The organism is Dyella soli (assembly GCF_054482295.1).
The window spans coordinates 1,874,536-1,887,885 of the sequence record NZ_JBTFFU010000001.1 but is presented as its reverse complement, the minus strand read 5'-3'; the positions used below and the strand labels follow the sequence as shown (position 1 = coordinate 1,887,885).

Here is a 13,350-nt window from a genome sequence, read left to right as displayed (position 1 = left end):
ACAAGGGTCAGGGGCCGCGCTGTCCGTGGCCAGGGACACATCGATGATTCGTGACACCTCCGCCCAAGACCGGCTGGTCGAGGTCAAACCCAATCGCAAGCGTCGCTTGCTGCTGATCGGCGGTGGCGTGGCCGTGCTCGCGTTGCTGGCCGTGTTTGGCCCGCGCATCGGTCGCCTGTTCTCGGCCGACGCCTCGGTGAGCAGCTCGCGCCTGGCCTTCGCCACGGTGGAGCGCGGCCCGTTCGTGCGCGACATCGCCGCCGAGGGCAAGGTGGTGGCGGCGGTGAGTCCCACGATGTACGCGACCTACGGCGGCGCCGTCACCATGAAGGTGCACGCGGGCGACGCGGTGAAGAAGGGGCAGGTGCTCGCCACCATCGACAGCCCCGAGCTGACCAACAAGCTGGCGCAGGAGCAGAGCGCCGCCGATGCCATGCAGGTCGACTACATGCGCGCGCAGATCGACGCCCGCAAGAAGCGCGGCGAACTGCAGAAGGCCTACGACAACGCGCAGATCGACCAGCAGAGCGCCGAGCGCGACCTGGCGCGCTACCAGAAGGCGTTCACGCAGGGCGCGGTGCCAAGCATGAACGTGGACAAGGCCAAGGACGAGCTGCAGAAGTCCAGGATCACGCTGGCCCATGCCAGGGCCGACCTCGGCACCGACAACGACAGCCTCAACTTCGACATCCAGTCCAAGAAGCTCGCGCACGATCGCCAGCTGCTGCTGGTAAAGGACCTGCAGCGCCAGGTGGACGACCTCAACGTGAAGTCGCCGGTGGACGGCCAGGTCGGCCAGCTGTTCATCGCCGAGCGCGCCACCGTGGCCAAGGACGCGCAGCTGCTGAGCGTCATCGACCTGTCCGCGCTCGAAGTGGAAATGAAGGTGCCGGAAAGCTTCGCGCGCGACCTCGGCATTGGCATGGGCGGCGAGATCAGCGGCAACGGCAGCACCTGGAAGGGCCTGGTCAGCGCCATTTCGCCCGAAGTGGTCAATGGCGAAGTGGCCGCGCGGCTGCGCTTCGACGGCGCCACGCCCAAGCAGCTGCGCCAGAACCAGCGCCTGTCGGTGCGCATCCTGCTGGACAAGCGCGACAACGTGCTCACCGTGCAGCGCGGCTCGTTCGTGGACGAATCGGGCGGCAGCTACGCCTACCTCGTGCGCGACGGCATCGCCGAAAAGCATCCCATCCGCGTCGGTGCCAGCAGCATCGACAAGGTGGAAATCCTCGATGGCCTGAAGGTAGGCGACAGCATCGTGATTTCCGGCACCGACAGCTTCAAGGGCGCGGCCCGCGTCGCCATCAGCAACTAACCACCACCGAAGGACGTAACCATGCTCAAGATGACTCACCTGTCCAAGGTCTACCGCACCGAAGTGGTGGAGACCTACGCGCTGCGCGATTTCAACATCAACGTGAACGAAGGCGAGTTCGTTGCCGTGACCGGTCCCTCCGGCTCGGGCAAGACCACCTTCCTCACCATCGCCGGCCTGCTGGAAACCTTCACGGGCGGCCAATACCACCTGGACGGCGTCGAGGTCAGCAACCTCAACGACAACGAGCGCTCGAAGATCCGCAACGAGAAGATCGGCTTCATCTTCCAGGCGTTCAACCTGATCCCCGACCTCAACGTGTTCGACAACGTCGAAGTGCCGCTGCGCTACCGCGGCATGAAGGCGGCCGAGCGCAAGCAGCGCATCATGGACTCGCTCGAGCGCGTGGGCCTGGCCTCGCGCGCCAAGCACTACCCGGCGGAACTGTCCGGCGGCCAGCAACAGCGCGTGGCCATTGCGCGCGCGCTTGCCGGTTCCCCGCGCCTGCTGCTGGCGGACGAACCGACCGGCAACCTCGATACGCAGATGGCGCGTGGCGTGATGGAGCTGCTGGAAGAGATCCATCGCGAGGGCGCCACCATCGTGATGGTGACGCATGACCCGGAACTGGCGGCCCGCGCGCAGCGCAACGTGCACATCATCGACGGCCAGGTGGTCGATCTGGCGGAAGACCCGCGCTTCCACCAGGCCGTGCACTCGGCACGCGCCAACTCGCCGGCCTGACGCAACCGCCACCACCACGCCTCCCGCCACGGCGGGAGGCGGCTTCCCCCTTGTGAAGGACGACCATGTTCGCCTACTACCTCCAGCTTGGTTTGCGCAGCCTCAGGAAGAACCCGCTCTTGACCCTGCTGATGGTGCTGGCGATCGGCTGCGGCGTGGCGGCGTCGATGACCACCTACTCGGTGTTCCGCGCCACCTCCAACAACCCGATCCCGCAGAAGTCCGCGCAGCTGTTCGTGCCCCAGATCGACAACTGGGGGCCGGATGCGCTGAAGGACAACAAGGGCGAGCCGCCCAACGCGATGACCTACACCGACGCCATCAACCTGATGCGCGACAAGCGCGCCACGCGGCAGACGGCCTTGTTCCCCGTGGCGATGGCGATCGTGCCGGCGGATCCTTCCATGCTGCCGTTCCGCGAAACCAGCTACGCGTGGTATGCCGACGCGTTTCCGATGTTCGACATTCCGTTCCTTTACGGGCATGGCTGGACGGCCGACGAGGATGCGTCGCACGCCGCGGTGGCGGTGATCGGCAAGGCGCTCAACGAAAAGCTGTTCAATGGCGCCAACAGCGTGGGCCGGAACATCAGCCTCAACGGTCGCGACTACCGCATCGTGGGCGTGACGGCCAAGTGGAACCCCGAGCCGGTGTTCTACGACGTGACCAATACCAATGGCTTTGATGATCCGATCGAAGTCTTTGTCCCGTTCACGCGCGCCGTGGAGCTGCAGTCGCCGAGCAACGGCAACAACAACTGCAGCAAGGATCCGGGCAAGGGTTGGGATGCATGGATCAAGTCCGAATGCGTCTGGCTGGGCTTCTGGGCGGAACTGCCCACGACTGCACAGGCCGATGCCTATCGCCAGTACCTCAATGGCTACGCCGCCGAGCAGCAGCGCGCCGGCCGTTTCAACTGGGCGCCCAACACGCGCCTGCGCAACGTGACGGAGTGGCTGGATAACCAGAAAGTCGTGCCGCAGGAGGCCAAGGTCTCGCTGCTGGTGTCGCTCGGCTTCCTGCTGATCTGCCTGGTGAACACGGTCGGCCTGCTGCTGGCCAAGTTCATGAAGCGCGCGTCGGAAATCGGTGTGCGGCGTGCCCTGGGAGCGACGCGCAAGGAGATCTACCTGCAGTTTCTGATCGAGGCCGCCGCGGTCGGCCTGGCCGGCGGCGTGGTGGGCCTGGTGCTCACGGGTGTGGGAGTGATGGGCATCTCCCTGGTGTTCGAACCGGACATTGCCAAGCTCGCCACGCTCGATGCCTCGCTGGTGCTGCTCACCATGCTGCTTGCCGTGCTGGCCACGGTGCTGGCGGCCTTCTATCCCACGTGGCGCGCCGCACAGGTGCAGCCGGCGTGGCAGCTGAAATCCAACTGAGGCGACGACCATGCTGCAGATCAAGCCCATACTCGCCGCGCTCAAGCGCCACAAGGCAGGCACTGTCCTCATCGCCATGCAGATCGCCCTGACCCTGGCGATCGTCTGCAATGCGATCTTCATCATCCATCAGCGACTGGATCGCGTGCAGCGCCCCACCGGCATGGTGGAAAGCGATCTCATGGCCATCCAGAGCCGCTTTGTCGGCACCGAGGAAAACAAGGCCTCGCCGCTGATCAAGGCCGACCTCCAGGCACTGCGCCAGCTGCCGGGCGTGCAGGACGCGGTATCGCTGAACTCCTATCCGCTGCGCGGCGGTGGCTGGTCCACCGGCGTGCGCACCGACCCGGATGCGAAGAATTCCAAGGCGCATACCACGCAGTACTTCGGTGACCAGCACGCCTTGCCGACCATGGCGCTCAAGCTCATCGCCGGACGCAACTTCCGCCCCGACGAGATCGTGGAAGCCGATCCGCAGGCGGTGCCCGATCCGGCCGTGATCATCGTGAGCAAGGCGCTGGCCGAGAAGATGTATCCGGAAGGTTCGGCGCTGGGCAAGGTGATCTACATCGGCGACTCCAAGTCGCCCAGCACCATCGTGGGCATCGTGGAGCGCCTGCAGGTGCCGTGGAATGGCACCTGGTCGGACTCGTTCTACGAGAACTCGCTGATCCAGCCCGTGCAGCTCACCAGCTCGTTCACCAACTACCTGATCCGCACCAGGCCCGGCCAGCTGGCCGACGTGCTGAAGGCGGCGCCGGCGGCGCTGGTGAAGGCGAACCGCATGCGGGTGATTCCCTCCGAGCGCGGCGTGCGCAGCTTCGCCCAGGTGCGTGAATACGCGTACAAGGGCGACCGCGGCATGGCCATCCTGATGGGCGTGGTGTGCCTGGTGCTGCTGGGCATCACGGCCGCGGGCATCGTCGGCCTGACCAGCTTCTGGGTCGGCCAGCGTCGCAAGCAGATCGGCGTGCGGCGCGCGCTGGGTGCAACCAAGCACGACATTGTCAGCTACTTCCTCACCGAGAACCTGCTGATCGGCATGGCCGGCGTCGTGATTGGGGCCGTGCTCGCGATCGGCATGAACCTGTGGCTGGTGACGCAGTTCGAGATGGCGCGGTTGTCGGTCGTCTACGTGGTGGTGGGCGTGGTGACGCTGTTGCTGCTGGGGCAGGGCGCCACGCTGGCGCCGGCCATGCGCGCCTCGCGGGTGTCGCCGGTGGAAGCCACGCGCTCGGTCTGACCGGCGCGTGGTGAAGCAAGACACAGATCTGGAAGGCCTGGCGGGAAACATGAGGTAACGATGAGCGGCATGTTTGTGCACAACTTGCGACTGGGCGTGGCGAGCCTGCGCCGCAATCCGTTGCTGACGGCGCTGATGATCATGTCGATCGGCTTCGGCGTGGCGGCATCGATGGTGACGTATGCCGTGTTCCGCGCGGTGTCGGGCGACCCGATACCGCAGAAGTCGTCGCAGCTGTTCGTGCCGCAGATCGACAACCGCGGTCCCCAGTACAACCGCCACGGCGAGCCGCCGGATGCGCTGAACTACACCGACGCGATGGCCCTCATGCGTGCCCACAAGGCACCTCGCCAGACCTTGCTGTTCCAGGTGGGCCTGTCGGTGATGCCGGAAAACGCGCACAAGATGCCGTTCAAGGCCACCGGCTATGCGACCTATGGCGATTTCTTCCCGATGTTCGACGTGCCGTTCCAGTACGGCACCGGCTGGGGTGTCTCCGAAGACGATGCGCGCGAACCGGTTGCGGTGATCAGCCGCAGCCTCAACCAGAAGCTGTTCGGTGGCGAGAACAGCGTCGGCCGGCGCATCACGCTGGACGATCGCCAGTACCGCATCGTGGGCGTGACCGAGAACTGGGACCCCAAGCCGCGCTTCTTCGACATGTTCAGCGGCAATGCCTTCGCCGACCCGTCGCAGATCTATATTCCGTTTACCCACGCGGTCGAACAGAAGATCGATACCTACGGCAACAACAGTTGCGGCAGCGACGGCAAGCGCGGTGACGACTGGGACAGCTGGCTGCGCGGCGAGTGCGTGTGGATCAGCCCGTGGGTGCAGCTGGATACGGCCGCGCAGGTCCAGGCCTACCAGCAGTTCCTGCAGGGCTACGCGGAGGAACAGCGGCGCGCGGGCCGCTTCAACTGGGCGCCCAACAATCGCCTGCGCGACGTGCATGCCTGGCTCGACTACGAACACGCGGTGCCGCCGGAGAGCCGCATCTCGCTGTCGCTGGCGCTGGGCTTCCTGGTGATCTGCCTGGTGAACACGATCGGCTTGCTGCTGGCCAAGTTCATGCGGCGCGCCCCGGAGATCGGCGTGCGCCGCGCGCTGGGGGCGTCGCGTGGGGCCATCTACCGGCAGTTCCTCGCCGAGGCGGCGATGGTCGGCCTCGCCGGCGGCCTGCTGGGGATGCTGCTGACGGGTGCCGGGATCATGGGCATCGGCCTGGTGTTCGAGCCGCAGATCGCGCGGCTGGCGCACCTGGACCTTTCGCTGGTCGCGCTGACCCTGCTGCTGGCGATCGCGGCGACGGTGCTGGCGGCGTTCTATCCCACCTGGCGGGCGGCGCAAGTGCAGCCTGCCTGGCAACTGAAGTCCAACTGAGGCGAGGAGCGAACCGTGCAGATCAAGCCGATTCTTTCCGCGCTGCGTCGACACAAGGCGGGCACCTTCCTGATCGCGATGCAGATCGCGCTGACGCTCGCCATCGTCTGCAATGCGCTCTTCATCATCCAGCAGCGCGTGTCGCACCTGTCCGAGCCGAGCGGCCTGGACGAGGCCAACATCTTCATAGTGCAGAACGAGTGGGTGGGCTCGTACACGTCCGAACAGGCCGATGCCAAGATTCGCGAGGACCTTGCGGTGATGCGCCAGATTCCCGGCGTGGCCGAGGTGACGCCGAGCAATTCCTACCCGCTGCGTGGCGGCGGCTGGGACGACAGCGTGAAGCTCAAGCCCGACCAGTTGCAGGACACCTCGGGGGCGACGATCTACTTCGCCGATGACCACTTCATCGATACCCTGCGCCTGAAGCTCATCGCCGGCCGCAACTTCCGTGCGGAGGAAATCACCCGCATGGACATGCGCGATCGCCTGAGTCCGCCGGTCGTGATCGTGACCCGGGCGCTGGCGGAGAAGCTGTTCCCCGGTGGCGAGGCGGTAGGCAAGACGATCTACCTGATCGGCGGTCCGGCCACCATCGTCGGCGTGGTGGAGCTGCTGCAGGCGCAAAGCGTGGAACGCTGGGCATCGGGCTTCGCCTATCGCTCGGTGCTGATCCCCAAGCGCCTGGCGGTATCGCTCGGCACGTTCTACATCGTGCGCACGCAACCGGGCCAGCTCGACGCGGCGATGCGCGCCACGCCCAAGGCCCTGTTCGAGCACAACCCGCGCCGCATCATCAATGACGAGGATGGTGTGCTGAGCTTTGCGCAGGTGCGTGCCAAGGCCTATGAGCGCGATCGCGGCATGGCCATCCTGATGGGCGTGATCTGCATCGCGCTGCTCGCCATCACGGCGGCGGGCATCGTGGGCCTGACCAGTTTCTGGGTGGGCCAGCGGCGCAAGCAGATCGGCGTGCGCCGCGCGCTGGGCGCGACGCAGCAGGACATCCTGCACTACTTCATGACCGAGAACCTGCTGATCAGTTCCGGCGGCGTGCTGGTGGGCGCACTGCTGGCCGTGGCGATCAACCTGTGGCTGGTCACGCGTTTCGAGATGCACCGCCTGTCGCTGCTGTACCTGCTGATGGGCGTGGTGATCCTGTTGTTGCTGGGACAAGGGGCGGTACTGGCGCCGGCGCTGCGCGCCTCGCGAGTGCCGCCGGTGGAAGCCACGCGGTCGGTGTGACCGCGGGGCAACGGAGAGGGGAAACGTATGTTCGGCTATTACCTGGACCTGGCGCTGCGCAGCCTCAAGCGCAACAAGATACTGACGGCGCTGATGGTGCTGGCCATTGCGCTGGGCATTGGAGCCAGCATGACCACGCTCACCGTGCTGCATGTGCTGTCGGGCGATCCGCTGCCCGGCAGCAGCGGCACGCTGTTCTATCCACAGCTTGATCCGCGCGACATGGATGGCTACGAGCCCGCCAAGCCGCCGCCGGAACAGGTGACCTGGATCGACGGCATGAACCTGCTGCGGTCCAAGCGCGCCGACCGGCAGGCACTCATGACCGGCGGCGCGGTGCCGGTGCAACCGGCGCAGTCGAGCCTGGATCCGTTCTACAGCGATGCGCGCTACACCAGCAGCGACTTCTTCGCGATGTTCCAGGTGCCGTTCCTGTACGGGCGCGGCTGGAGCGAGGCGGACGACAACAGCAAATCGCGCGTGGTGGTGATCTCGCGCACGCTCAACGACAAGCTGTTTGGCGGCAAGGACAGCACGGGCCAGACGCTGCGCATGAAGGACACCGCCTTCCGCATCGTCGGCGTGCTCGACAGCTGGCGCCCCAATCCCCATTTCTACGACCTGAACATGGGCAATTATTCGGCGTCCGAGGATGTCTTCGTGCCGCTGAGCACGTCGCGCGACGTGCGCTTCGAACACAACGGTTCCACCGACTGCTGGGGCACGGGCGGCGGTTCCGACGAGCACGCCGAAACGCAGCCGTGCGTGTGGCTGCAGTTCTGGGTGCAGTTGGACAGCGCGACCAAGGTGGCCGCATACAAGGAATACCTGACCCACTACGCGCAGGAGCAGAAGACGCTGGGGCGCTTCGAGCGTCCGGTCAACGTGCGCCTGCCGGGGCTGATGGCCTGGCTGGACATCAACAAGGTCGTGCCCGGCGACGTGCGCCTGCAGACCTGGCTGGCCTTCGGTTTCCTGCTGGTGTGCCTGGTCAACACGGTGGGCCTGATGCTGGCCAAGTTCCTGCGCCGCTCGGGGGAACTGGGCGTGCGGCGTGCGCTGGGTGCCTCCAAGCGCGAAGTGTTCTCGCAGTTGCTGGTCGAGTCCGGCGTGATCGGCCTGGCGGGCGGCTTCGGTGGCCTGCTGCTGGCATTCCTCGGGCTGTGGCTGGTGCGACGCCAGCCGTCCGACTACGCCGCGCTGGCGCACCTCGATGCGTCGATGCTGCTGATCACCTTCCTCCTGGCGCTGGGTTCGAGCCTGCTGGCGGGCCTGCTGCCCGCCTGGCGCGCCTGCCAGATCACTCCCGCGCTCCAACTGAAGAGCCAGTAAGGACGACGCCATGGACATCCTTCCCATTCTTTCCACGCTCCGCCGCCACAAGATCACCGCGTTCCTGGTGATCATCGAGATCGCGCTGACCTGCGCCATCGTGTGCAACGCGGTGTTCATCATCAGCCAACGCCTCGAACGCATGAACATGCAGAGCGGCGTGGACGAGCACCGCCTGGTGCATATCGCGCTGGCCGACATCGGCGCCAGCAAGGACCAGAAGGCGCGCGCGCTGGAAGACCTGGCCGCGCTGCGGCAGATTCCCGGGGTCTCCGACGTGGCCTCGGTCAACGAGGTGCCGTTCGGCCGCTCGTCGTCGAACGGCGGCATCAAGCTCGACCCCAAGCAGCGCCTGTCCACGCTCAACGCCACCATGTATTCGGGCGAGAACATCGTGCAGGCGCTGGGCGCCCAACTGGTGGCCGGCCGCGACCTGAGGTCGGACGAATACAAGGATTTCGACGATGTGGTGAAGGCGGCCGAAACCAAGGACGCCAAGTCGATTCCCCACGTGATCCTGATCACGCAGAAGATGGCCGAGCGCCTGTGGCCGGGCCAGCAGGCGCTGGGCAAGCAGATCTATCTTTCCGACTATCCGCTGACCGTGGTGGGCGTGGTGAAGGAGCTGGTGCGGCCGTCGATCTGGGACGACGCGGCCGCGAGCTACAGCATGATCCTGCCGATGCGCATATCCAACGGCGAGTTCGTGATCCGCACGGTTGCGCCACAGGACCGCGAGCGCGTGCTGGCCGCCGCGCTGGCCAAGCTCAAGCAGATCAACCCGCACCGGGTCGTGCTCAAGAAGCATGTGTTCGACGACATGCGCCATGAGTTCTTCCAGAATGACCGTGCCATGGCCGGCCTGCTGGTGGGCGTGTGCGTGGCGCTGCTGATCGTGACGGCGCTGGGTATCGTCGGCCTCGGCAGTTTCTGGGTGGCGCAGCGTCGTCGGCAGATCGGCGTGCGTCGTGCGCTGGGGGCCACCCGTCGCAATATCCTGCATTACTTCCAGACCGAGAATTTCCTGCTCGCCACCATCGGCATCGTGCTCGGCATGGTGCTCGCCTACGGCATCAACCTGCTGCTGATGGTGCACTACGAGCTGCCCCGCCTGCCGGCGATCTATTTCCCGGTCGGGGCCCTGTTGCTGTGGGCCATCGGCCAGCTGGCCGTGCTGGGCCCGGCCATGCGGGCGGCGGCGGTACCGCCGGTGGTGGCCACCCGGTCGGTATAGTCTGACCGGCAACCAACGTGCCGAACCATGCGGTTCGGCACGGGTTGTGCCATCGCGGGCCATGGACAATAGGCCCATCTCAACCCCAGAGGTGCATGCATGAAGATCGGACCGCGAATGATGTTGGCGGGTGTGTTGATGACGGTCGCCTGTGCGACTGCCGTGCAGGCCGCTCCGGCGGACGTTCCCACGCGCGTCAAGGCGCTCAACGACCTGCTTGCCGAGCAGTGGCAGCACACGCTGGAAACCGCGCCGGAGTTCGCGACGATCCTGGGCGACCTGCGCTACAACGACCGCTGGAGCAATGCATCGCTGGCGCAGCAGCAGGCCGAGTACGCCAAGACGAAGGACTTCCTCAAGCGCTTCCAGGCCATCGATACCAGCGGCTTTTCCGATGAGGACAAGCTCAACCAGCAGCTGATGGTTCGCCAGCTGCAGGACGCGCTCAAGGCGCATGAACTGAAGATCGACGAGATGCCACTGGAACAGATGAGCGGCGTGCACCTGCGACTGGCCGGCTTCGTCAGCTCCATTCCGTTCGACGACGCCAAGGAGTACGAGGACTACCTCGCGCGCCTGAAGGCGGTGCCCGCGCTGTTCGATCAGGTGATCGACGTGGCGCGCCAGGGCCAGAAGGACGGCATGATGCCGCCGAAGTACCTGCTGGAAAAAGTCGTCACGCAGATCGACAGCATCGGCAAGCCGGCCGGCATGGACAGCGTGTTCGCCGAGCCGCTGAAGCATTTCCCCAAGTCGGTCTCGGCCGCCGACCAGAAGCGCCTGCACGACGCAATCCTGGCTGCCATCGACCAGCAGGTGCGTCCTGCCTATACCAAACTCGGCCAGTTCGTGGCCAAGGATTACGCACCGCACGGTCGCACCCAGCCGGGCGTGTGGCAGTTGCCGAACGGTGACGCGATCTATCGCTTCCAGGTGGAGCAGATGACCACCACCAAGGAGAGCCCCGAGCGCATCCATGAGCTTGGCCTGTCCGAGGTCAAGCGCATCGAAGACGAGATGACGGTGATCGGCAAGTCGCAGGGTTTCAATGACCTGGCCAGCTTCCGTGCCTCGCTCAAGACCAACCCCAAGACGCACCCGACCTCGCGCGAGGACATCCTCGACCACTACCGCACCTACATTGCAGGCATGCAGCCGCAGCTGCCCAAGCTGTTCGGCCTGTTGCCCAAGACCAAGGTGGAAGTGGTGCCGGTGGAGGCCTTCCGCGAGAAGGAGGCCGCCGGCGCCGAATACCAGCAGGGTACGCCGGACGGTTCGCGGCCGGGCAAGGTGTTCGTCAACACCAGCGACTTCGCCAACCGCAGCCTGCTGACCATCGAGTCCACCGCCTATCACGAAGGCGTCCCCGGCCATCACATGCAGATCGCCATTGCGCAGACGCTGCCCGGCCTGCCGCCGTTCCGCCAGCAGGCCGGCTACAACGCCTACATCGAGGGCTGGGCGCTGTATGCCGAGCGCCTGGGCAAGGACATCGGCTTCTACAAGGACCCGCTGTCCGACTACGGCCGCCTGTCCGACGAACTGTTGCGTGCCGATCGCCTCGTGCTGGACACCGGCGTGCACTACAAGCACTGGACGCGCCAGCAGATGGTCGATTTCTTCCATACCCACTCCAGCCAGGACGAGCCGGACGTGCAGGCCGAAACCGACCGCTACATCACCTGGCCGGGCCAGGCGCTGGCGTACAAGATGGGCCAGCTGAAGATCCTGGAGCTGCGTGATCGCGCGAAGAAGGAACTGGGTGACAAGTTCGACATCCGCGCCTTCCACGACGAGATCCTCGGCGGCGGCGCGCTGCCGCTGGACGTGCTCGAGGCGCGCGTCGACGCCTGGATTGCCTCGGTGAAGGCCGGCAAGGCGCCGGCGCACGCGGCCAAGGGCTGAGGCTCGCCCTGCGTCCTCTCCCCGCCGGGGAGAGGACGGAGGTGAGGGGCGGGTGCTTGCGATGACGCCTGGTCGAAGCGCGCTCCGATCAAGCATTCTCGCCAGATTGACCCCTCACCCCGACCCTCTCCCCGGAGGGGAGAGGGAGGTGCCCCGGCGACGAATTGTTCCGAACGTGTCAACCTTTTGGCGTGGAGCTGCATCCACGTCTACATGTGCAAGCGACGAATGCGAACCGTACTGATCATCGACGACAACCCGGCCGTGGGTGAGGCGCTTTCGCTGGCGCTCTCCCTGCACGAGATCCGCCCGCTGATCGCGCTGACGCCCGAGCAGGGCCTGGCGATGCTGGAGAGCGAGCGGATCGATGTCGTGATCCAGGACATGAACTTCACCGCCGACACCACCTCGGGCGAGGAGGGCATCGCGCTGTTCCGCGCCATCCGCCAGCGCCACACCGACCTGCCGGTGATCCTGCTGACCGCATGGACGCATCTGGAAACCGCGGTGGAACTGGTCAAGGCAGGCGCCGCCGACTATCTCGCCAAGCCCTGGGACGACGCCAAGCTGCTGGCCACGGTGGAGAACCTGCTCGAGCTTTCCGAATCCACGCGGGAAGTCGCTCGCGCGCGCAACGAACGCCGTCGCCGACGCGAAGACCTGCAGCGTCGCTACGACCTGGACGGCATCGTGTTCGCTTCCGAGGCAATGGCGCGCACGCTGGAGCTGGCTTGCCAGGTCGCGCGCTCGGAAGTGCCGGTCTTGATCACCGGCCCCAATGGCGCGGGCAAGGAGCGCATCGCCGCGATCGTGCACGCCAATTCGGGCGCCCGGCGCGGCGCCTTCATCGCGGTGAACTGCGGCGCGCTGCCCGGTGAGCTGATCGAAGCGGAGTTGTTCGGTGCCGAAGCGGGCGCCTATACCGGCGCCAACAAGGCACGCGAAGGCCGCTTCGAACTCGCCGACGGCGGCACCCTGTTCCTGGACGAAATCGGCAACCTGTCGCTGTCCGGCCAGGTGAAGCTGTTGCGCGTGCTGGAGACCGGCCAGTTCGAGCGGCTCGGTTCGGGGCGCACGCGCCACGTGAAAGTCCGCGTGCTGAGCGCGACCAATGCCGACCTCAAGGCGATGATCCGCGCGGGCACCTTCCGCGAGGACCTCTACTACCGCCTCAACGTGATCGAAGTGAACCTGCCCCCGCTGGCCGAGCGCATTGACGACATCCTGCCGCTGGCCGAATTCTTCCTCGACGGCCGCGCCGAGCTGGGCGATGCTGCGCGCGACGCGCTGCTGTCCTATCCGTGGCCCGGCAACGTGCGTGAGCTCAAGAACGCCATCGAGCGCGCCGCCCTGCTGGCCCATGATGGCCGCATTGCGCCCGAACAGCTGAACCTGCCGCAGCTTGGCCCGTCCGTCGTGCGCAACCTCGACGAGCCCAGCCGCGAATCGGTCGAGGCCGCGCTGGAAAAGGCCGGTGGCGTGGTCAGCCGCGCGGCCCAGGCCCTTGGCCTGTCGCGCCAGGCGCTGTACCGGCGCATGGAGCGCTACGGGCTGGCCCAGGCCTGAGCAT

The 13,350-nt window shown here is 66.0% G+C and carries 10 protein-coding genes; all 10 read left to right on the top strand.

Going from position 1 to position 13,350, the window contains the following annotated elements; translation table 11 throughout:
* Positions 1 to 43: 43 nt before the first annotated feature.
* Positions 44 to 1,315, top strand: a complete 1,272-nt coding sequence (locus ACXU4B_RS08725) for an efflux RND transporter periplasmic adaptor subunit (RefSeq protein WP_131409632.1) — start codon at positions 44 to 46, stop codon at positions 1,313 to 1,315.
* Positions 1,316 to 1,336: 21 nt separating this feature from the next.
* Entirely contained in the window at positions 1,337 to 2,059 is a 723-nt protein-coding gene (locus ACXU4B_RS08720) for an ABC transporter ATP-binding protein (RefSeq protein WP_131409630.1), read from the top strand.
* A gap of 65 nt (positions 2,060 to 2,124) precedes the next feature.
* Positions 2,125 to 3,438 carry an ABC transporter permease gene (locus ACXU4B_RS08715; protein WP_131409628.1) on the top strand — a complete coding sequence of 438 codons (1,314 nt, stop codon included), beginning with the start codon at positions 2,125 to 2,127 and terminating at the stop codon, positions 3,436 to 3,438.
* A gap of 10 nt (positions 3,439 to 3,448) precedes the next feature.
* Complete coding sequence (locus ACXU4B_RS08710; RefSeq protein ID WP_131409626.1) at positions 3,449 to 4,681, top strand: ABC transporter permease; 1,233 nt, start codon at positions 3,449 to 3,451, stop codon at positions 4,679 to 4,681.
* A 69-nt stretch (positions 4,682 to 4,750) separates the two neighbouring features.
* Positions 4,751 to 6,064 (top strand): ABC transporter permease, encoded by a 1,314-nt coding sequence (locus ACXU4B_RS08705; RefSeq protein ID WP_131410488.1) that lies wholly within the window; start codon positions 4,751 to 4,753, stop codon positions 6,062 to 6,064.
* A gap of 15 nt (positions 6,065 to 6,079) precedes the next feature.
* Entirely contained in the window at positions 6,080 to 7,309 is a 1,230-nt protein-coding gene (locus ACXU4B_RS08700; protein WP_131409624.1) for an ABC transporter permease, read from the top strand.
* Positions 7,310 to 7,336: 27 nt separating this feature from the next.
* Positions 7,337 to 8,641 carry an ABC transporter permease gene (locus ACXU4B_RS08695; protein WP_131409622.1) on the top strand — a complete coding sequence of 435 codons (1,305 nt, stop codon included), beginning with the start codon at positions 7,337 to 7,339 and terminating at the stop codon, positions 8,639 to 8,641.
* A gap of 10 nt (positions 8,642 to 8,651) precedes the next feature.
* Entirely contained in the window at positions 8,652 to 9,875 is a 1,224-nt protein-coding gene (locus ACXU4B_RS08690) for an ABC transporter permease (RefSeq protein ID WP_131409620.1), read from the top strand.
* Positions 9,876 to 9,974: 99 nt separating this feature from the next.
* Positions 9,975 to 11,780 (top strand): DUF885 domain-containing protein, encoded by a 1,806-nt coding sequence (locus tag ACXU4B_RS08685; protein WP_131409618.1) that lies wholly within the window; start codon positions 9,975 to 9,977, stop codon positions 11,778 to 11,780.
* Between the two features lie 228 nt (positions 11,781 to 12,008).
* Complete coding sequence (locus tag ACXU4B_RS08680) at positions 12,009 to 13,346, top strand: sigma-54-dependent transcriptional regulator (RefSeq protein WP_131409616.1); 1,338 nt, start codon at positions 12,009 to 12,011, stop codon at positions 13,344 to 13,346.
* Positions 13,347 to 13,350: the final 4 nt, after the last annotated feature.